Source organism: Dolichospermum compactum NIES-806, assembly GCF_002368115.1.
GTDB classification, from domain to species: domain Bacteria; phylum Cyanobacteriota; class Cyanobacteriia; order Cyanobacteriales; family Nostocaceae; genus Dolichospermum; species Dolichospermum compactum.
Genome location: NZ_AP018316.1, coordinates 1,839,387 through 1,860,677 on the forward strand (window position 1 = coordinate 1,839,387; position 21,291 = coordinate 1,860,677).

General features: G+C 37.3%; 23 protein-coding genes. 18 read left to right on the plus strand and 5 right to left on the minus strand.

Annotated features, from left to right (window positions below; genetic code table 11):
* Positions 1 to 78: 78 nt before the first annotated feature.
* Positions 79 to 465 carry a J domain-containing protein gene (locus CA730_RS08885; RefSeq protein ID WP_096671392.1) on the minus strand — a complete coding sequence of 129 codons (387 nt, stop codon included), beginning with the start codon at positions 463 to 465 and terminating at the stop codon, positions 79 to 81.
* Positions 466 to 969: 504 nt separating this feature from the next.
* On the opposite strand from CA730_RS08885, the gene CA730_RS08890 reads away from it, so the two are divergent.
* From CA730_RS08890 to CA730_RS08940, 11 genes are all read left to right on the plus strand, one after another.
* Complete coding sequence (locus tag CA730_RS08890; RefSeq protein WP_096666435.1) at positions 970 to 1,221, plus strand: hypothetical protein; 252 nt, start codon at positions 970 to 972, stop codon at positions 1,219 to 1,221.
* Between the two features lie 234 nt (positions 1,222 to 1,455).
* The gene (locus CA730_RS08895) at positions 1,456 to 1,782 is read left to right on the plus strand and encodes a hypothetical protein (RefSeq protein WP_096666438.1); all 327 of its coding nucleotides are present in this window, start codon (positions 1,456 to 1,458) and stop codon (positions 1,780 to 1,782) included.
* Between the two features lie 114 nt (positions 1,783 to 1,896).
* On the plus strand, positions 1,897 to 4,047 hold the full coding sequence (locus CA730_RS08900; RefSeq protein WP_096666441.1) for a peptidase domain-containing ABC transporter: 2,151 nt from the start codon (positions 1,897 to 1,899) through the stop codon (positions 4,045 to 4,047).
* A gap of 27 nt (positions 4,048 to 4,074) precedes the next feature.
* The gene (locus tag CA730_RS08905; protein WP_096666444.1) at positions 4,075 to 5,478 is read left to right on the plus strand and encodes an HlyD family secretion protein; all 1,404 of its coding nucleotides are present in this window, start codon (positions 4,075 to 4,077) and stop codon (positions 5,476 to 5,478) included.
* 268 nt (positions 5,479 to 5,746) lie between these two features.
* Positions 5,747 to 6,394 (plus strand): hypothetical protein, encoded by a 648-nt coding sequence (locus CA730_RS08910; protein ID WP_096666447.1) that lies wholly within the window; start codon positions 5,747 to 5,749, stop codon positions 6,392 to 6,394.
* A gap of 397 nt (positions 6,395 to 6,791) precedes the next feature.
* A complete protein-coding gene (locus tag CA730_RS08915) occupies positions 6,792 to 7,469 on the plus strand; it encodes a response regulator transcription factor (RefSeq protein WP_096666450.1) in 678 nt (225 codons plus the stop codon).
* A gap of 72 nt (positions 7,470 to 7,541) precedes the next feature.
* The gene (locus CA730_RS08920) at positions 7,542 to 8,450 is read left to right on the plus strand and encodes a sensor histidine kinase (protein ID WP_096666453.1); all 909 of its coding nucleotides are present in this window, start codon (positions 7,542 to 7,544) and stop codon (positions 8,448 to 8,450) included.
* Between the two features lie 121 nt (positions 8,451 to 8,571).
* Complete coding sequence (locus tag CA730_RS08925) at positions 8,572 to 9,528, plus strand: ribonuclease Z (protein ID WP_096666457.1); 957 nt, start codon at positions 8,572 to 8,574, stop codon at positions 9,526 to 9,528.
* Positions 9,529 to 9,573: 45 nt separating this feature from the next.
* Positions 9,574 to 10,050, plus strand: a complete 477-nt coding sequence (bcp, locus tag CA730_RS08930; protein ID WP_096666460.1) for a thioredoxin-dependent thiol peroxidase — start codon at positions 9,574 to 9,576, stop codon at positions 10,048 to 10,050.
* Positions 10,051 to 10,210: 160 nt separating this feature from the next.
* The gene (locus CA730_RS08935) at positions 10,211 to 10,837 is read left to right on the plus strand and encodes a type I restriction endonuclease (protein ID WP_096666463.1); all 627 of its coding nucleotides are present in this window, start codon (positions 10,211 to 10,213) and stop codon (positions 10,835 to 10,837) included.
* Positions 10,838 to 10,850: 13 nt separating this feature from the next.
* On the plus strand, positions 10,851 to 12,023 hold the full coding sequence (locus tag CA730_RS08940; protein ID WP_096666466.1) for an IscS subfamily cysteine desulfurase: 1,173 nt from the start codon (positions 10,851 to 10,853) through the stop codon (positions 12,021 to 12,023).
* Between the two features lie 239 nt (positions 12,024 to 12,262).
* Here the strand turns inward: CA730_RS08940 and CA730_RS08950 are convergent, their stop codons facing one another.
* The 4 genes from CA730_RS08950 to CA730_RS08965 form a co-directional block, all read right to left on the minus strand.
* Positions 12,263 to 13,414, minus strand: coding sequence for an alanine--glyoxylate aminotransferase family protein (locus tag CA730_RS08950; RefSeq protein WP_096666470.1), 1,152 nt, complete (start codon positions 13,412 to 13,414; stop codon positions 12,263 to 12,265).
* Positions 13,415 to 13,629: 215 nt separating this feature from the next.
* Entirely contained in the window at positions 13,630 to 14,469 is an 840-nt protein-coding gene (locus CA730_RS08955; RefSeq protein WP_096666473.1) for a DNA-formamidopyrimidine glycosylase, read from the minus strand.
* A gap of 118 nt (positions 14,470 to 14,587) precedes the next feature.
* Positions 14,588 to 14,803, minus strand: a complete 216-nt coding sequence (locus CA730_RS08960) for a photosystem I reaction center subunit IV (protein WP_096666476.1) — start codon at positions 14,801 to 14,803, stop codon at positions 14,588 to 14,590.
* A 212-nt stretch (positions 14,804 to 15,015) separates the two neighbouring features.
* Positions 15,016 to 15,600: a PAP/fibrillin family protein gene (locus tag CA730_RS08965; RefSeq protein ID WP_096666479.1), complete on the minus strand. Its 585-nt coding sequence runs from the start codon at positions 15,598 to 15,600 to the stop codon at positions 15,016 to 15,018.
* 238 nt (positions 15,601 to 15,838) lie between these two features.
* Here CA730_RS08965 and CA730_RS08970 point away from each other — a divergent pair, with 238 nt between their 5' ends.
* From CA730_RS08970 to CA730_RS08995, 7 genes are all read left to right on the plus strand, one after another.
* Complete coding sequence (locus CA730_RS08970; RefSeq protein ID WP_096666482.1) at positions 15,839 to 16,078, plus strand: DUF3134 domain-containing protein; 240 nt, start codon at positions 15,839 to 15,841, stop codon at positions 16,076 to 16,078.
* Between the two features lie 195 nt (positions 16,079 to 16,273).
* Complete coding sequence (gene mraY / locus CA730_RS08975; protein ID WP_096671394.1) at positions 16,274 to 17,374, plus strand: phospho-N-acetylmuramoyl-pentapeptide-transferase; 1,101 nt, start codon at positions 16,274 to 16,276, stop codon at positions 17,372 to 17,374.
* Positions 17,375 to 17,507: 133 nt separating this feature from the next.
* Positions 17,508 to 17,885, plus strand: coding sequence for a hypothetical protein (locus CA730_RS08980; protein ID WP_231940155.1), 378 nt, complete (start codon positions 17,508 to 17,510; stop codon positions 17,883 to 17,885).
* A complete protein-coding gene (locus CA730_RS25555; RefSeq protein ID WP_231940123.1) occupies positions 17,846 to 17,941 on the plus strand; it encodes a transposase in 96 nt (31 codons plus the stop codon). The genes CA730_RS08980 and CA730_RS25555 overlap by 40 nt, the downstream gene beginning before the upstream one ends.
* 492 nt (positions 17,942 to 18,433) lie before the next feature.
* Positions 18,434 to 19,513, plus strand: coding sequence for a S1C family serine protease (locus tag CA730_RS08985; RefSeq protein WP_096666485.1), 1,080 nt, complete (start codon positions 18,434 to 18,436; stop codon positions 19,511 to 19,513).
* Positions 19,514 to 19,767: 254 nt separating this feature from the next.
* Complete coding sequence (locus CA730_RS08990) at positions 19,768 to 20,337, plus strand: COP23 domain-containing protein (protein WP_096666488.1); 570 nt, start codon at positions 19,768 to 19,770, stop codon at positions 20,335 to 20,337.
* Positions 20,338 to 20,662: 325 nt separating this feature from the next.
* A partial coding sequence (locus CA730_RS08995; protein ID WP_157750063.1) for a S1 family peptidase occupies positions 20,663 to 21,291 on the plus strand: 629 nt, incomplete at its 3' end.

Genomic DNA, 21,291 nt, shown 5'->3' on the forward strand with positions numbered 1-21,291 from the left:
TTTAGTCTCACGCAAAGGCGCAAAGACGCACTGAGGTTTGAGTTTTAAAGATTCAATTTGGGAATTTCATACCTCAATTCAGCAACGCCGAAAAATAAAATTATATGCCATACTCGCATTGGGCGCAGCTAACGATTGTCGTCCCGATTCCGTCTTCAGTCTAATTGATCCTGGTTCTTGGGCAAATCTCTTCCCCATTTGTGAGAAAATAAACAAATACTCAGCCCGATTGCGTTCCACAGAAAACTTCTCATAAGCCGGATTAACCAGCTTTGCTAACAATTGATTAGCCGTCTCTTTTTCCGACTCATTCCTCATCAGAGAACTATCTGGGTGCAATGTCCGAGCAATTTGTAAGTAACGGTTACGGACTTCCTTAAATTCCGCATCAACCGGCACACATAAAACTGCGTGATGATCTATGAAATCATAGATAAATAATCCACCATCTATTGTTAACGGCATATTTATTATAGGTATTGCACCACAGCATATTCCTTCTATTTTACAGCCAAGTATGGGAAGTTTGAAACCTCTCCCATCACAACTAGAAAATTCAACCAATGACAGCAGGAGTTAGAAGTAAAACAGGCTGGTTGTCTGTCTTTAACGTTAGATTTTATACTTCAAAGATTGACAAGCTACTATAATTAAGCGATTTTCTTACATCGAACTCAGGTAGGTTGGGTTAAGCGACAGCGCAACCCAACGCATTTATTGGGTTTCCATCTATCACCCCAACCTACAATTTTTTAAATAACAAAAATTTTCGATTTTGTCACCATAACTGAGCCAAATTGGCGTGTATTTTTCGGCAATATTTAGTTCTAAATTTGGTAATTAAGTTGGCTCAAACTGACAATGAATTAACTAATCACTCCTCGATATTCTATTAACAAGCGAGGGAGAAAACGGCAACCGAGCAGTAAACAATCCCAAGCAGTAATACAAATCAAGGAGAATTTAGTCATGTCTAATTTATTTACCGAAGTATCTGTTGAACAACAAGCGATCGTAACTGGTGGCGTACTAGGTGTCAGCGCAACTGCCTTCCAAAGGTTGTTCCGAGCGCAAGCAACACAAAGCAGCTCTAATATTAACGGTAGCAATGCGTCTGGTGTTAATTTATTAGAAACCACAAACACCGGAGGTTTTAATTTTGTAAATACAGACAATTCAGTAATCCCTGTACCTGCATTACCTCCTCTCTCCGCATCTTAACACCCGATTTTCTAGCTGATAATAAGTAGTGGCAAGGTATAAGTAAGCAGTGAAAATTGTGTTTGCTTTTGTTTTAATAAAGCTTTAAAACCCACTACTGAAAGTATTAAAAGAAAAAGATTTGTGTGTTCATTCTATAAAAATGACACACAAATCTATTTTTTAATACTTGTATTTATTTCCTAACATTTTATCACTGAAATTATTTTTGCAACAAAAATAAGAGGTTTTACCATGTCTAATCATATAAAAACCAAAAAATCAGATTTATTCATAAACTTATCAGAAAAGCAACAGGAGTCTGTATCTGGTGGTAGATCATCTTCACCCTTTGAAATGTTTTATATGTTCTACCAAAATACGAATGTATACACTAGGGGAAGTAGTGAAATGAGTATTTCTCAAGGAAACTTGAGCGGAACTTCAAGAAACGAAACTGAATATCAATTTTCTCAGACAACCTTTATTTTATCTTCATTGTTTGGTGGAGGTGGTGGTAGTCGTCGTAATAAGCGCAGACGAGGTAATAGCTTTTTATCGAGAATATTTAGTTTTTTCTAGTACAAAACAGACATCAAATCCGTAGGGGTGGGGTTTCCCCGCCCTTCGCCATATATTCAACCACCAATTAAATAAAAATAATATATTTTTATTCTTTTCTATGGTTCTTTGCTTATGAAAATCCAATTCGTTAAACAACATAGTGAAGAAGACTGTGGAGCAGCTTGTTTAGCCACAATATCCAAATATTACGGTCATACATTTACCCTTAACCGCATTCGTGAAGCCGTCGGAACTGGACAATCTGGAACTACATTATTAGGATTAAAAAGAGGTGCAGAAACACTAGGTTTTAAAGCTAATCCAGTTAAAACATCAGCAGAAATTCTTGATCGAATCAATGAAGCTCCCTTACCAGCAATTATTCATTGGCAAGGAAATCATTGGGTTGTTTTATATGGTAAAAAAGGCAAAGATTTTCTGATTGCAGACCCCGGAATCGGGATTCGTCATCTTTCTAAAAAAGATTTAATTGATGGTTGGAAAGATTGGTTAATTCTCTTACTAGAACCAGATCCTATTCGCTTTTTTGACCAAGAAAGTGATAAAGCTGGTGGTTTTTGGCGTTTCTTTCGCCGAGTTTGGATTTATCGCGCCATTTTAGCTCAAGCATTACCTTTAAATGTAATCTTGGGTTTATTATCTTTAGCTTCCCCTTTCTTACTCCAAATTCTCACCGATGATGTATTAGTTAGAGGTGACACAAAATTACTGACTACCGTAGCAATTTCTGTAGTAGTCATGAACTTTATTTCTAATAGTCTTTCCTTTGTCCAATCTAATTTAATTGCTAACTTTGCTCAACGATTACAACTAGGGCTAGTTTTAGACTTTGGTAGACAAATTCTGCGTCTTCCCTTAAGTTATTATGAAGCTCGACGCAGTGGTGAAATAGTTAGCCGCTTGCAAGATATTGAACAGATTAATCAATTAGTTGCTCAATTAGTTGTTACCTTACCTAGCCGATTTTTTATTGCCTTAATCTCTCTAGGGTTTATGATTTTTTATAGTTGGAAATTAACCGGAATAGCCTTATTAATCTCCGTATCTATGACCTTATCTACTATTATTTTTCAGCCAACTTTACAACAAAAAACCCGTGAACTTTTAGTTCAAGAAGCAGAAACTCAAGGAGTTTTAGTCGAAACATTTAAAGGCGCATTAACACTCAAAACAACTACTTCAGCACCACAATTTTTAGACGAATTAGAAAGCCGATTTATTCGTCTTGCCAATCTCACATTTCGTACCATCCAAATTGGCATCATTAATAATACTTTTTCTGGGTTTATTTCCGCTATTGGCGGTGTTATTTTACTTTGGTTTGGGGGTTATTTAGTAATTGAACCCGCTGAAAATCTCAGTATTGGTAAATTACTAGCATTTAACTCCATGAATGGTAACTTATTGGGTTTAATCGGTACAGTTATTGGCTTTGTTGAAGAATTTACCCGTGCCAAAACTGCCACTCAACGCTTAACAGAAGTTATTGATGCTACTCCAGAAAATGAAAATGATGGCAAAAAGCCTTTTGCTAAAATTTCCGAGAATGCTGATATCGTTTGCACAAATGTAAACTTTCACTATGCTGGGAGAATTGATCTTTTAGAAGATTTTTCTTTAACTATTCCTGGTGGTAAAGTAGTTGCTTTAATTGGTAAATCTGGATGTGGTAAAAGTACCCTATCTAAATTAATAGCTGGATTATATCCTTTGCAATCTGGCAATATTCAGATTGGACTTTATAACCTGCAAGACCTTTCTTTAGAATGTTTACGTCAACAGGTGGTACTTGTTCCCCAAGATGCTCATTTTTGGAGTCGTTCTATTATCGAGAATTTCCGATTGGGAGCGCCCTATGTGACTTTTGAGCAGATTGTTCAAGCTTGTCAAATTTCTGGTGCTGATGAGTTTATAAATAAATTACCTGAAACATATCAAACTATTTTAGGCGAATTTGGTGCTAATATTTCTGGTGGACAAAGACAAAGATTAGCCATAGCTAGAGCCATTGTGACAGAGCCACCAATTTTGATTTTAGATGAATCTACAGGTGGACTTGATCCAGTTAGTGAAGCCCAAGTTTTAAAGCAACTATTTAAATATCGTCAAGGGAAAACAACAATTTTAATTACCCACCGTCCTCACGTTATTAATCGTGCTGATTGGATTGTTTTGATAGATCAAGGGAAGTTGAAATTAACAGGTTCTTTGGCAGATTTACGCAATCAACCAGGAGATCATTTAGATTTTGTAATTCCTTAGCCATTATTCATTATTGAGGATTGCTATATGCTTTACACACATAATCAAGAATTCGATAATTCTCTCATTAGAAATAATGAGTCGCTACCACCTATAAGTCCTTGGACATCTTTAGCTGGTGCATTTCTGATTGGGACTGTTATTGCTAGTATTTCTTTGTCTTCATGGGTGAAATATAATGTCACCGTGAAAGCTGCTGCTATTATTCGTCCTATGGGTGAAACTCGTCTAGTGCAATCAAAGACAGATGGAACTATTAAAAATATTTTAGTTAAAGAAAATCAAATTGTTCAGCAAGGGGAAGTAATTGCTTTTTTAGATACGGAACAATTACTCATTAAAAAAAGCCAATTAGAAGAAAATATCAAACAATGTCAATTACAAATAGTCCAAATTTATGCTCAGAATCGGACTTTAAATACTCAAATCATAGCAGAAAAAAGAGCAATAGAAAATATTATTAACTCTGCTAAAGAGGATTTACTAAGAAATCAAAGAGAATATCGAGAACGAAAAATTAATACTGAAAGTGAGTTAATAACAGCACAAGTAAATATTCAAAAGGAATTAGTAGATTTAAAAAAAGCCGAAGCTGATTTAGAATTTGCCAAAGCAGATCGAGATCGTTATGAACAATTATCAAAAATTGGCGCAATTGGTAAGCGGGAATTCGAGCAAAAGCAGCTAGTTGTCCAACAGGCAAGCTTAACATTACAATCTGCACAAAAAGCTGTTGATCTTGCCAAAATAAAAATTAAATCCCATGAAGCTGCGGTTAATCCAACTAGAGCAATGGTGAAGATAGCAGAAGAACGTATTGCTCAGGAAGCTGCTAGAGGTGAAGCTAATATAGCGGCTCTAAATAAAGAAAGAGAAGGATTAATTCAAAGGTTAGTGGAAATACAAACCCAAATCAAACAATCACAAAAAGAAATTCAACAAATCGAAAATCAGCGCAAAAATAGTATGATGCTGGCTACGAGTAAGGGGATTATCTTTAAACTCAATTTACGAAATTCTGGTCAAGTTGTCCGCGCTGGTGAATCTGTTGCTGAAATTGTCCCTGATAATGCTGCTTTAGTTATTAAAGCCATGATTCCGACAACAGAAATTAACAAAATTGCTGTTAATCAAAAAGTCCAAATTCGTGTTGATGCTTGTCCCTATCCTGATTATGGAATTGCAAAAGGGATTGTGAAAACTGTCGCTCCAGATGCAATTACATCTCAAAGCAAAGACACAACTACTACAAATTATTCTGGGATTAGCTACTTTGAAGCCACAATTCAACCCGAAAGCAATTCATTTGGATATAATGGTCATCAGTGTGTGTTGCAATCAGGAATGAACGCTACAGCCGAAATTATTTCTAGGGAAGAAACAGCATTGCAATTTATATTGAGAAAAGCCAGATTAATTACTGATGTATAAGTGGCTATTCAATATTCAATTTATATTCAATCACTATATATAGTCAAAATAACAACCTTATATGGAAAATCTATGTCAATTTGTTGTAATAAAAATCGTTAATTTAGTGAAATCATAACCATGATATAGAACTCATATTTGATTCTTCAAAAAAATTAGGTATTGTAGGGTGCGTCAGACTGCATAAATTCTCTCAATAAACAGATTTGTAATATCTGACGCACCCTACGTATCTTTTCATAAATCAAATATTATTCCTATACAGTTTATGACACTTGATCAAAAAGTTCAGCAAGCATTACAGTGGTGGTTTTATCGAGAATTCCTGAAATTATTTCTGGAATCTGAACAAATTCGTGATGATCTATTACAAGAATCTTTTAAAATCCGGCGGAATCTAGACTTACTAGCTATAAATAACCAGCATTTATCAGGTACAAAAATTCAAGCTTATATTCAAGAAATTGATAAATTTCATCACTCCTTAGTCCAATTAAGCGATCGCTTATGTCCCATATCTATTCAAGATAGCTTACCTTTATCTATTGAGTATTTATTAGAACCTTTGATTAATTCCTATCCCTATCTAGATTTTCAGATTAATATGCCGAATTACTGGCGACTTGAAGAACCTAAATGTAGTTGGATAATTATCAGAGTTTTAGAAGAATTACTGAAAATAACTTTACCAGAATCAGAAATTATACCCCCTATTTATATTCATATTACTCTCAAACAAATAGGCAGTATCGGGCTGTTAGCCGTCAAAATTTCTTATCCTGATATATCTACTCTCATTTTTTATTCCCATTTGCCAGAATTAGAATACCTTTACGATAGCTTTAAGTTCTTAATCTCAGGTAAATGCTCATACTTTCATAAAAATCTCATATCAATTTGGCACTTTTATTGGTAAGTATTTTCTATTAAGTAGGTTGATAGAAACAATTTTTTGTATCTAACGAAGTATGAAAAACACCAAGAACTATTTCAGTATGTGTTTTATGTGGTTTACATTTGTTCATACAACTGAATTTATTTCTCCCAACCTAATTACTTAATAGCTCTCATAGTACCAGATCCTATAACTGTCAAAACTCTGATTAATCCTAAATTTTTGTTAAATAAAGACAATTTTTATGGTGATAAATCAGCATAGTAATTTAAGCGTTTTCTAAGATTTTTTGGCGGTGGGGGGTATGACCCCTCATTGCGAATGAATTATAGGTAATAGAATCTAGGAAAACTAGTTAATAGTAGTAGATAGTCACCATAATTTATTAAGCGTGTAACTATTGGGACAATCATTAAATATGAAACAATCTTTTTCCGAAAAATTGGGGTTAAAATTCCTGGTAATTGATGATCATGAATCAGTGTTAAACGGAACTGTGGAAATATTAAGAAAAAACTATCCTAGTGCTGAATTTAATACTGCTATAAATGCTAGTTATGCTGTTGAGCAAGTTCTGATCTGCCAACCTGATTTACTAATTATGGATCTTTCTATACCAGAAAAGCTAGGAATGACAGCGAGAGTTGATACAGGTATTCAACTCCTGAAGGTTTTAATGAACAATTATTTACACCTAAATTTCGTCATTCAAAGCGTCCATGCCAGAACATTAGTAAGGATTCGTCCTTTTATTGATAATCATCAAGGTGGCTTTACCATTGCGGATAAAAGTCTTTCTACTCAAGAAATGTTAACTAGAGTTGATTGGGCATTACAGGGATTAACTCACACCAAAGATATCAAAGGAATTCACTCAGGTTTAGAGGTAAAACCAGAGTGGTTAAAAGTGCTAAACTTAGCCTTTGAAGAAGGATTACAAGATAAAGCGATCGCTGAAAATATGTGCATATCTGAACGCATGGTGCGTCATTATTGGAGTAAGTTACAAGACGTTTTAAATATTTACCCTGAAGAAGGTAAAAATATTCGCATTCAAACAGAAATCAAAGCCAGAAAAGAAGGATTAATTGATTAAATAACAAATAAAATTAGTAAAATTAAAAATGTGTTTTCCATAATTAAAGTTTTGACAATGGGATATAAGCTTATGCAAACTCAATTCTGGAAAAAACTAAAAGAAGAAATTTATTTTATTTTTCTAGGAAGAATGGTCGGCATCATCATAATTATTTTCACCGTTATTACTATCATCTTAAGTAGCCATTTTTTGTCCATTGGGCATCCCTTGTTTTACCTCATGCCAGCAATTATTGTTATGGTGATGAATTGTCTTATTTTTATAGCTTTATATCAATACAACCAAACCGTTCAATCTGGTATTCAATCCCGCCAAACCATGATTGAAAGTACATTTGAAACAATTCATAATGGACCACTGCAAAGTCTAGCTAAAGTTTTAAGATTAGTTAAAGGGCATGATTTACCAATAAATAAATTGCTGCCTACTATAGAACAAGAACTTGAAGAATTGAATCAAGAGTTACGCGGAATGTACGAACTTTGGCAACAAGAAACCTTAACTCAAGATACTAGCCTTTACTTAGGAAATAATGTAGTTATAGATTTGCGAAATCCCTTATCGGAAATTCTCTATCAGGTTTATACCTACACCTTAGAACGGGATTTTCCCTGTTTTAAAACCCTCAAACTAAAAATCCATAGTTTTGAGCCTATATATGAAAGCAGTTTGAGTATTGAAAATAAGCGAGGACTTTGCCGATTTTTAGAAGAAGCCCTATGTAATGTTGGTAAACACGCCATCGGTATCACCTGCTTACAAGTTACTTATTCTTGGGTTGAAGATCAAGGGATTTACACTCTGAGCATTATAGATGATGGTTTAGGGATTTACCCATTAAAAGAAGGTTGGGGAACAAAACAATTTAAAAATTTAGCACAACAAATTAAAGGTAAATTTAGAAGAGTTTCCCTTTATCCTCAAGGTACTCTTTGCGAGTTATCTTGGCCTTTACCAAATTCTTTCTGGTGGCAATAAAAACTATGAAAATTAGAAAATCTTGATGTTTTGCTTTTTCTCAAATAGCTGACTGTGCCAATATTGTGTCAAGATATAGAATCGAGGACTATATTGAGCAAAAGGAAAGCTAAAAAACACCGTGCAGATTACATTCTTAGGGACGAGTTCAGGTGTACCGACAAGATCACGCAACGTTTCCAGCGTAGCACTGAGATTGCCACAACGGGCAGAACTGTGGTTATTTGACTGTGGGGAAGGAACTCAACATCAAATTTTGCGAAGTGACTTAAAAGTTAGCCAACTATCCCGAATTTTTATCACCCATATGCACGGTGATCATATTTTCGGCTTAATGGGATTGCTGGCTAGTTGCGGTTTAGCAGGTAATGTAGACAAAATTGATATTTATGGTCCATCGGGATTAAACGAATACTTACAAGCCGCTTCTCGCTACTCTCATACCCATTTTTCCTACCCCATTAAAGTGCATACTGTTCAGCCGGGGGTAATTTATGAAAATGATGAATTTACAGTTAGCTGTGGTCTTTTACATCACCGTATTCCTGCTTTTGGCTACCGAGTAACAGAAAAAGACAGAACCGGACGTTTTGATATAGAAAAAGCCAAAGCCTTAGAAATTCCTTCAGGTCCAATTTATGGACAACTCAAGCGCGGTGAAACAGTCACCCTGGAAGACGGAAGAGTAATTAATGGTAGTGAATTATGTGGACCAACAGAAATTGGGCGAAAAATTGCCTATTGTACAGATACAGTTTATTGTAACGGTGCAGTGCAATTAGCAGAAGATGCAGATGTGTTAATTCATGAAGCCACGTTTGCTCATCAAGATTCAGAAATGGCTTTTCAAAGGCTACATTCTACAACTACAATGGCAGCCCAAACGGCACACATTGCAGGAGTTCGTAAACTGATTATGACACATTTTAGCCCTCGTTACGCTCCAGGTAATATCATTGAATTAAAAGATTTACTTAAAGAAGCAAAAGCAATTTTTCCTAAAACAATTATGGCTCATGATTTTATGGTTTATGATGTTCCTCGCCGACGTGAAATTGAATCAAATGTAAGTGCATGATTTTGATATGATTTCTACTTATCCCTAATTTATCGCCCTCTAATTATGAGCAATATTCCCCAAATTGGACAACCTGCGCCAGATTTTTCAACCCCAGACCAAAACAATCACCTAGTCAATATCGCTGATATTAATCAGTGGCTAGTCCTCTATTTTTATCCTAAAGATAATACACCTGGTTGCACTACAGAAGCTCAAGATTTTACAGAATTATCCTCAGAATTTACCACAGCAGGTGCAAAAATCATCGGTGTTAGTCCAGATTCTGCTACCTCTCATTGTAAATTTATAGACAAACATAATTTATCAATTACCCTATTAACTGATCCTGAACATCAATTAATAGAAGCCTATGGTGCATGGCGTTTAAAGAAGTTTATGGGTAAAGAATACATGGGGGTTGCTCGTTCAACTTTCTTGATTTCACCTGATAAAATTATTGCCTACGTTTGGTCTAATGTCAAAACAAAAGGTCATGCTGAATCTGTACTCAAGAAAATCAAGGAATTAGCAGATATTTAAACTTTGATAGTCCGATTTGTCAGAATTTGTTGATATACCAGTGATATTTGATTGCCCAAATGTTAATTAATTTAAACTTTACTTTACCAAATTAGATTAATGAAATAACATAACCATTCCCACCTTATACAATAGGAATATCAATTCCATTATTTGTATTATGGTTCAATTCATCCAAGCGCGAAATATAGGCATTGCCTATTTAGAGGCAAGATTTGATCTAGAACAAACCGACAATGAAGGATTCTTCACTGAATGGTTAGAAAATTTGCCAGAAATCTCTGATTTAGAAAAACAATATTTAGACAGAGTAAAATTGCATTTTCTCCGATTAGTTAAACATCCTCCTTTATCGGAAGAAACAGTAAAGTTAGTAGTTTTATCTCCCTTACTCAGTTTAGCTGGATTTTATGATGAACCTTTCTTGATTAGAAGTGAATCATCAATAGAAATTGCAGTCGAAGATCAAGAAGAAGTTATCAGAGGCAGAATTGATGTCTTAGTTATCCAGCAACAATTATGGTTATTGGTCATTGAATCTAAAAAAACTGCTTTTTCCCTTGCAGAAGCCATACCTCAAGCACTTACTTATATGCTCGCTAATCCTCATCCTGATTATCCTGTATATTCATTGGTAATCAATGGAGAAGATTTTCAGTTTATCAAACTTCTGCAACAAGATCAACCTAGATATGCTTTATCAGACAGATTTACTTTGTATCATCGAGAAAACGAACTTTATCAAGTTTTCCGAATCTTAAAAAAACTAGGTCAAATTTTGAATTAATCGTCAATTAATTATGTCCAGTCGTCCTATCTACCTCGATTGTCATGCTACTACCCCCGTTGATGAAAGGGTAATGGCTGCTATGATTCCCTATTTTACAGAAAAGTTTGGTAATGCGGCTAGTATTAGTCATGTTTATGGTTGGGAATCAGAAACTGCTGTTAGACAAACACGGGAAATTTTAGCAAATGCAATTAACGCGACACCCGAAGAAATTGTTTTTACCAGCGGTGCAACGGAAGCAAATAATCTAGCTATTAAAGGTATTGCTGAAGCTTATTTCCCAAAAGGTCAACACATTGTAACTATTAATACGGAACATAAAGCAGTTTTAGATCCTTGCGAATATTTAAAAAGTCTTGGTTTTGATATTACAGTTTTGCTAGTTGAAAAAGATGGATTAATTGATTTAAATCAGTTAGAAAAAGCTTTGCGTGATGATACAATTTTAGTATCTGTGATGGCTGCAAATAATGAAATTGGGGTTTTACAACCAATAGCCGAAATTGGGGCAATGTGCCATCAACGGCAAATTATTTTTCACACAGACGCAGCCCAAGCTATTGGTAAAATCCCTTTAGATGTGGAAGCGATGAATATTGATTTAATGTCTCTTACAGCCCATAAAGTCTATGGACCCAAGGGAATTGGGGCTTTATATGTTCGCAGACGTAATCCCAGAGTGAAACTTGCTTCCCAACAACATGGGGGAGGACATGAAAGAGGAATGCGTTCTGGGACATTATATACACCGCAAATTGTCGGTTTTGGTAAAGCTGTAGAAATTGCCATAACCGAACAAGAAACAGAAAATCAACGGTTAACAGTATTAAAAGAAAGATTGTGGCAACAGTTATCTATTGTGGAGGGAATTTATATAAATGGAGATTCTCAAAAACGATTAGCAGGAAATTTAAATATTAGTGTGGAAGGTGTAGATGGTGCGGCACTTTCTTTAGGGTTACAATCAGTCGTGGCTGTGTCTTCTGGTTCTGCTTGTTCTTCTAATAATATTGCCCCTTCCTATGTGTTGAAAGCGTTGGGACATTCAGATAAATTAGCTTATGCTTCGGTGCGATTTGGGATTGGGAGATTTAATACAGTTGAGGAAATTGATCAAGTTGCCCAACAGGTAATTTCTACTGTTCAAGGTTTAAGAAGCGCGTCAGTAATGAGGGTTTGCTGAAAAGGTTTTTTGTGAATGTAGGGGCAATCCTCCTGTGGTTGCCTACAGCGATTTCCAATCATATAAGGTACATCTTAGCCCCCTCATCGCACCCCCCTAAATCCCCCCGCAGCGGGGGGAAGAAAAGGATAAGCTTTTGATACTGGAGGGGGTTGGGGGTGGGGTTCTTGTTCCAGGTTTGATGACAATTTGCTGTAAATCGAATGGGGCAAGCACGGGGATATTGCCCCTAAGGAAAACTAATTATTAGAGATCATTGTTCCTAGTGCAGCTATCAACTTATCTACACTTTCAGGACGGCTATTAAAACCCATTAAACCTACACGCCAAACTTTACCGGCAAGTTCACCTAAACCGCCGCCAATCTCAATATTATGCTCAATTAATAACTGCCTAGCCACTGATTTACCATTTACTCCTTCGGGAATACAAACAGTAGTTAAAGTTGGTAATCTGTATTCTTTTTCAACGTGCATTTTTAAACCCATGTCTTCCAATCCTTCCCACAGATATTCGACATTTTTTTGGTGACGTTGCCAACAACTAGCTAAACCTTCTTCTGCTACTAAACGTAGAGCTTCCCGTAATCCATAGTATAGGTTAATTGGTGCAGTGTGGTGATATGTGCGATCGCTCCCCCAATATTTCCCCAACAATGTCATATCTAAATACCAGTTTGCCACCTTAGATTGGCGCTTCTTTAACTTCTCCATTGCCCGCCCACTCATGGTAAACGGCGACGCACCTGGAGAACACCCCAACCCTTTTTGACTACAGCTATAAGCCAAATCAACGCCCCATTCATCCAAAAATATGGGAACACCACCTAAACTGGTAACAGTATCTACTAACAACAATGTGCCATGTTGACGACACAACTGACCCACACCATCTAAAGGTTGACGTGCGCCGGTGGAAGTTTCGGCATGAACTAAAGCCAAAATTGCCGGTTTATGGGTAGCAACTGCGGCGCTGATTTCCTCTAAATTGAAAACTTGTCCCCAGGGTTTGGTCATAGTTCGCACATCTGCCCCATATCTACCCGCCATATCTACCAAGCGATTACCGAAATAACCAGCTACCCCAATTAATACGACATCACCGGGTTCTACAGAATTAGCTAACGTGGCTTCCATAGCCGCTGTACCCGTGCCACTGACAGCAATAGTATGGGGGTTTTCTGTTTGCCATGCGTAACGCAACAGAGATTGAATCTCATCCATGAGGTTTAAAAAAGCCGGATCTAAATGTCCTACAGGTGTGGTATTCATCGCCTGTAATACCGCTGGATGGGCGTTAGAAGGACCCGGACCCAATAGGAGACGGTGTGGAATATTTAGAGGTTCAAGTCCTAACCGCTGACTGTCGTTAATGGAAATGGTAGATGTCATAAACTTAATTTATCTGAGATTAAATGGGAATCAATCGCATGATATAGCGGTATGCAGTCAATGTGTATGCCGAAGTGCGACTAATTAATCAAACATCATATTTTTTTCCGCACCATTCAAATATAGCGGCATCTAAGTAGGGCTTGCTGAAACTGTTCCCTGTTCCCTGTTCCCTGTTCCCTGCCCTCACAGACAACTTATTCAGCAAACCCTACTTAACTTTGACATTGAGAACAGAAATGACTAGAACGCCCACCTAACTTAATTCGCCCGATCACATTACCACAAATCTTACAAGGTTCTCCAGTGCGGTTATAAACCCAGGCTTCACCACCATAATTACCGTTAACACCTTTAACGCTCAAGAAATTACTAAAAGTCGTTCCACCTACCGCAATACTCGCTGATAAAACTTGAATAATTGCCGTTCGTAAAAGTTCAATTTGGGGAAGTTGTAATTCTGTACAGAGAGTAGTTGGTAAAATCCCACTTTTAAATAAAGCTTCATCTGCATAAATATTACCTAATCCTGCCACCATTGACTGATCTAATAATCCAGTTTTAATAGGACGACGGGATTTTTTTAATTTATCGGCAAAATACGCCACAGTGAACTCTGGGGAAAAGGGGTCAACTGCCAATTTTGCCAAACCTGTAATAATACTTTCTACAGCTACATGACTAGGAACATACCACATTTGCCCGAAGGTGCGCTGGTCAACAAAGCGTAATTCTTGCTTTTCTCCAAAAAATAACCTCACTCTGGTGTGTTTGTGTAAAGGTTGATCTTGGGTTAACCAAAGTAACTGACCGGTCATGCGGAGGTGAACTCCTAAATAACTGGGAGAAGATGAGGAAAGTTCAGCCAAGAGATATTTACCACGACGATGCCAGGTAGCAATAGTATTCCCTTTAACTTTATCAATAAATTCATCAACAGAAAACGGGTAGGCAATGGTACGTTGTAGCAACACATCTCCTCCCGTCACTTCTTGACTCAGGGTTAATTGATTCAAACCCCCGCGGACTGTTTCAACTTCAGGCAGTTCAGGCATTCAAGCAAATAATATTTTTAGGGGAAGGTATGGTCAAACAGAGGAAATTGATCAAGCTGTTGACGTTGACATCTTTTCCTAATTATCCCACTAAACAATCCCCTTGATGCTTGACTATTTATTTGGCTGCGGCTTTGGGTTTAGGTGCTTCCACCTCAATTAATTCATCTACAGCAAAGTTGTTGGTGTTGATATCAGAGTAGTTAACTTTGTCAAAGCGAACAATTACAGGGTATTTGATGGCGCTTTTGTCAACAGAAACCACTGTACCAAGATCCTGAAACCAGTAGGACTCAGGGCGGAGAACACGTACTTTAGAACCACGTTGAACCATGATGGATCTTCCCTTTTGAAGTATGAATGCCGTTAAAGTAGGGCTGATTGTTTTCACTCTACAACCTCAAGGTGTTTGCTTGTGGTTTTGTTAAGTTATTTGTCAAATTGGTGGGTTTTCATGGGTAATGAGTTGTTAATCTTCTCTGTGACTTCTTGACAAAGTACCCATAATAGAGTAATTTCATTCCCAAATACTCCTGGCAAAATGTACTATGTCTTACTTAATACAAAAACACTACCTTCGTTCCCCCTACCTATACGGAGATCATTATCTATATAAGTAATATCTAGCCAACCTTGTTGTTGTTCACTTTGAATGGGAAAATCAAAAGCGGTAAATTTTTTGCCTAATTCAATTTGTTGGATGAAGTTTCCCGGTGTTGTATACCCAATTAGGCTTTGTAAACCAATTATAGAACGCTGGAATTTTACTTGCACACGCTGTTGGGATACTGGTTCAAATTTAGCAGCAACGCTGACTAATCCTGTGAACAAAGAAATGCCATAAATCTCAGCTATGTTATAAACACTGTTGGTTTCTACCCGAATACATTGGTAAATTTGACCAAGTTTACAAAAGGGTAAACGATCTATGTTTAATAAGGCTTTGCTTGTGGTGTATAGTAGTCGCCAGTCACCTTCTAGTAAATTACTAGCTGCTAGTGGTCGTGGTGTGGGATTGAAGTTTTCTAAGTTGGCGATCGCTGCTAAAATAGCTTGTTGTTGTGGCTGACTTGCTAATAAACCGCGATTAGTGCCAACAATTAGCTCAATAAGAGTTGATTTGCCTATCATTACCCAATGCCTCAAGAGTTTACATGATGAAATAGCATTAATAAAATATTAATGTTCTTTGTCTATAACCACACAATTCACGAATAATGCCTTTTTTACTACCGTTCGCTCATTAAATGAAAATTTTCTTTGATTCGGATTCAGCAATTAAAGACTTGTATGAAGGAATAAATTAACTCGTATCAAATGATAGACTCTTATTGTCTAGTTATATGAACCCCCGTGTGTGATTGTTAATATGTTAGATTCTCCCCTCCGTGAAGCCCCCCGAAACCAGCGAGCATCGGTTATTCCCTTAAAACAAGAGTCCTCTATGTTGGACTGGTTGCGACTGAGTGGCAGATTGATAGCCCGTGATATCCATGACACCGACTCGCGGGAAGATGTAGAAGTAATATCCGATTTTCTGGGCGCAGACGACGGAATTGGCGATATTGATTATGATGATGACGATGATGCACCTGTTGATGATGACTAGCACCGCAGGGCGGAAGTCAAAAGTCAAAAATCAAACGTCAAAAGTAATATTAACAAAGCTTTTTGGCGATTGAGAATGGTTAGTTTATTGACGTGGTGCTGTACTAGTTCCCAAAATACTGCGAACTATCAGCTAAAAACAGTCTCTTGTTTTATTTAGGTTTTTTTAAAGTGTGGAGTGAAGGGAATTTTTTTTGTGGACGCTAAATTATCTCCTAACCAAAGTTTGAATTTTTCGGGAATTGGCTTGGCTTCCTTGCTGGCCTTGTTACTGAGTGCAACAGCCTTGATTTTCGATAGCATGGGGCATAGAACCCCTTGGTATCCGATTTCCCTCACCCTACCTTTTTTATTGACTGCTGTGGGTGTGACAATTCTAGGAAAGTGGGTGATTCCTCTGTTACAAAGGCTGAAAACAGGGCAGATTATCCGGGAAGATGGACCCCAGGCACATCTCAAAAAGGCAGGAACACCAACTATGGGAGGTATATTTTTTATCCCTGGAGCGGTGGTAATTGCTTGTATATTGGCGGATTTTTCTGAAAATGTGCTGGCGGTTTCGGCTTTGACTCTCAGCTACGGTTTCATTGGTTGGATAGACGACTGGCAAATTTTGCGTCGCAAGTCTAATAAGGGAATTTCTCCGAAGATGAAGTTAGCTTTGCAAGTTATCTTTGGGACTGTATTTTGTGTCTGGTTGATGTTTAAAGGTGACTTTAGTATAACTAATATCCATTTACCTTGGGTGGGTTTATCCTTACCTTTGGGACTGTTGTTCTGGCCTGTAGCCGGGTTTGTCCTGGTTGCAGAGAGCAATGCTACTAATTTAACAGATGGGATTGATGGTTTGGCAGCGGGAACAGTGGCGATCGCTATTTTCGCATTAGGTGTGATTATTGCCCCCACTTCTCCCGACTTAATGGTTTTCTGTGCTGCTGTCAGTGGTAGTTGCTTAGGCTTTTTAGCCTACAATCGCAACCCCGCAAGTGTTTTCATGGGTGATACCGGTTCTTTAGCCCTGGGTGGCGCTTTAGCTGCGGTGGCACTGGTAACAAATACTTTAGTAGCGCTATTTATCCTGAGTGGTATCTTCTTTGTGGAAACCCTCTCTGTCATGGCACAAGTCAGTTATTATAAAGCGACAAAGGGACCAGATGGCAAAGGTAAGCGGTTATTTAAAATGGCACCCTTACATCATCATTTAGAATTAACTGGTTGGTCAGAATTGCAAGTAGTGGCTGTATTTTACATTATCGCTGCTTTTCTAGCTTCCGTTTGTATTATTTCCATAAAATAATCAGTTTTGTTTTAATCATCAGATTTTTCACAAATAAAAATTCACAACCTCCAAATTTGGGGGTTGTTTTTGTTTTGAGATTGGGGGGTAGAAACAGTTTGATAATTTCTACCCATAACTATCCATTATTGACTTGCATAAAAAGTTAGTTGCTGAGCTAAAATCTGAGCATATTTGGTATTACGAAGTTAATAAAAATATCCCTCAGAAGGCGTTAGCTGATTTACGCCAGGCTTGGGATAGGTGTTTCAAAAAAACATCAAAACAACCACGATTCAAGAAAAAAGGACAACACGATTCTTTCTATTTAGAATCAGGAACTAAGGCGAAACCAGCGATTAAAAATGATGGTAAAAGAATTAAATTACCGTCAATTGGCTGGGTACGTTTAGCAGAACCTTTACCGATTACAGTAACTCATAATTGCGTGATTTCTAGACAGGCTGATAAATGGTTTATTTCTGTGTTTATATTTGTCCTGATTGTGGCTATAAAGCTGACAGGGACTTAAATGCAGCGCGTAATATTGACCGATGGTTTGTGGATATTTTTATCCCTGTAGCGTAGCGGTTCCTTTTAGGAACTACGGTCAGAAACGGTAAGTTCTACCGAGATTGCCTGTGGAGCGGAAAAACCTCTTAGAAGCCATTCTAAGACCGTGATGAAGCAGGAAATAAACACTAAGATTATCGCTGTCCAGATGTGTCTAGACTTTGGTAATTTTGGGTAAGTTTTATAGAACGGTTCTGTCCAGGACGTAAATTACCCCAATTCCCAATAGACATCTCCGAAAATTAAATATGCGTGACATGAAACCCCTGTAGAGACGTTCCATGGAACGTCTCTACAATCTTTACCGGAGAACGTCTAATACTCAAATTGTAATTTACACCCTTGAGGAGTTGAGCAAATTCAGGGGATTATTGAATATTTTGCCAGATAGAAACAAAATATTTGTTACTTACGTCTAATCACTAAGCTGCTGTAACAAGCAATGTTACGGTTGAAGTTTACACGGCGGTAGGTTGGGTGTAAAGTTACCAGGGAATCTAAATCAACATGAAGCATCTATCGTACCGATATGGTATTTTGACGCTTTTTTCTATATGTATCCTCATGGGTATAACTAGAAATAATAGCGTCTTCGCATTAACGGTTGAGGAAGAAGCAAATCGAGTTTGTACTCAAGGGAGTGCTGCCGTTATCACAGTTAAAACTGGTAATGGACATGGTAGCGGTTTTTTGGTCAGTCAGGATGGCTTAATTATTACCAACGCTCATGTTGTAGATGGTAGTCCTAGCGTTGTTACTGTCGTGTTTCGGGATGGCAAACAAGTACCCGCCGATGTGATAGGTTTTGCTAGGGGTGGAGTGGATTTAGCAGCATTAAAAATCCAAAACCGCAGGAACTTACCATACCTAAGTTTAGCTCGTCCTGGAACAGCAAAGGTAGGTTATCGAGCATTTGCGATTGGTAGTCCTCTTGATGCTGATAACCGTGATACCTGCACCCAAGGTAATATTAGCCGGATTCGTCCCGACGGAACTATTCAACATACCGCATTTTTAAATCCTGGAAACTCTGGCGGACCCTTATTAAACAGCCAAGGGGGAGTTATTGGTGTTAATACCAGCGTAGCTTTAGCTCCCATTATTGTTAATGGTATACCAATGGGTGGTGTACCTGGTGGAACTGGAATTAACCTTTCTCAACCAGGAGAGAAAGTCAAATCTTTTCTAGCAGATATCAAACAACAAAAAGTTTCTCCTATCTCGACCATCCCTACATCAAAAGAACCATCTATAGAAACTATTTCCCTTAATGGTCAAGTAATTAATGGTAGTTTAAATGGCAGTCCTAATGGTTATATATTTTCAGGTAAAGCAGGTCAAACAGTTGTAATTGAAATGGATAGTCAGAAGATTAATCCATTCTTAACCTTATCTCAAGTTATCGAATCTGATGCTGGGAAGGAGATTGAAAAAATTGCTGAAAATGACGACAAAGGAGCAGGTAATTTTAATGCTAGGATTGTCGCTACTTTACCAGCAGATGGAATTTATTTAATAGTTGCCAATTCTTCCGAAAGGGGGGAAACTGGTAATTATAGTTTACGCGCTATTTCTAAATATGAGTAGGTTGGGTTGAAGAATGAAACCCAACATTCTTAAACAACAACGTTCTAACTGTGTTGGGTTTCGCTGTTGCTCACTGGATTTTCTTGTTTCCCCCCTTGATAAGGGGAGACTAAGGGGGGTAAAAATGTGATGAAAATTACGGGATACCACTTTGAAAAACAAACACCCTCTAACTGTGTTGGGTTTCGCTGTTGCTCTACCCAACCTACATTTTCACAATCAACATTAATTTTTTAACTAAGGACTCAAAAATCATGAAATTACAATCACTTTCCACCTTTTTAGGATTAACAACATTGACCTTAACCATGAGCATAAATCCTGGTTTAAGTCAAGATAATGCTTCTGAAAATCAACCCAATCAAGTCACATTTTTCTGTCAAGAAATATTTGATCAAGCCAGTGGTGAAAAAGTTCCCGCTACCATTGCTTGGGTTCCTGAACGTCAAGGTCACGTACGGTTTATTGGTTGGAAATCCGAGTATTTTGCCAAAGGTAGCTGGACTCCCCAAAAACGTTGCCAAGAAGTATCTAAAAAATTCCATAATTTCTATGAAGCAGGTCGTTTAAATCGCTTGACAACGGGTAAAAACAATGGTTATTCTGTGGTTTGTGCTGTGGCAAGTAATGAACAAACTTGTAATGGTAACAATCAATTATTTACCCTAAAAAATAATAGTAACCCAGGATTAGTTTTAGAGCAACTTGTGAATATAGCCCAGGGTAAAAGTTCAGAACCACTTTGGCAAAATTCAGGAAATAGAAAGTATTTGAATGTGGGTAAGTATTTGCAAAATGCCCCACTTGTGAATATTAAAAAATAGCCATTCTTGACATTGACTGTATTTGAAACAGAACCTCAAACTTCCATTTTCAACCACAGTCTGGAAACAAGTTCAAAATTCCCATAAATTCCCATAGTCGGTTCTAACCGACTTTAACTATTAACATACAGCAAATTGTCATCAAACCCGGAACAAGAACCCCACCCCCAACCCCCTCCCCGCAAGCGATGAGGGGGCTAAAATATGGCTAAAATTTGGCTAAAATCCCTTGTTTATCTTGATTTATCGAACAACAAATTCAAAGAATGGTGCGTTACGCTGTCGCTAACGCACCCTACAAATCATCTACTAATCAACAACTAACATGAACCGTAACATTGCTATTATTTCCTCCTTATTATTCCTATCTTTCCCATCATTGACATTAGCAAATGTTTCCCGTTCCTTAGCTAAAACAATTACCCCGGCTACCTGTAATATAAAACCTGATAACCCCGAAAGTGGAGAATATGATTCACTCCAAAAACTCCAAACCCTTGCTAAACAAATTACAGTCAGAGTCATTGGTGATAATAACGGCGGTTCAGGAACAATATTGGCTAAAAAGGGCAATTCTTATTTAGTTGTTACCAACTCTCATGTTTTACTGGGAGTTAATAAAGTTCAAATTAAAACACCTGATAATCAAATCTATTCAGCCCAAATTTTGCCTAATACTAATTTTGCTAAACTAGATTTAGCTGTCTTGCAATTTACATCTAATCAAAATTATTGTCTACCTAAAGAAATTGCTAGTTTCGATATTAATACAGATACACCAGTTATAGCCGCTGGCTATTCTAGCAGCAAAGGAGAAATGTTATTTAGAACTGGAACAGTAAAACAAATAATTTCCCAACCTAGTTTAAAAGCCGGATATGAAATTGGTTATACCAGCGATATTGAACAGGGAATGAGCGGCGGTCCAATTATTAGTAGTCTAGGGTATCTCCT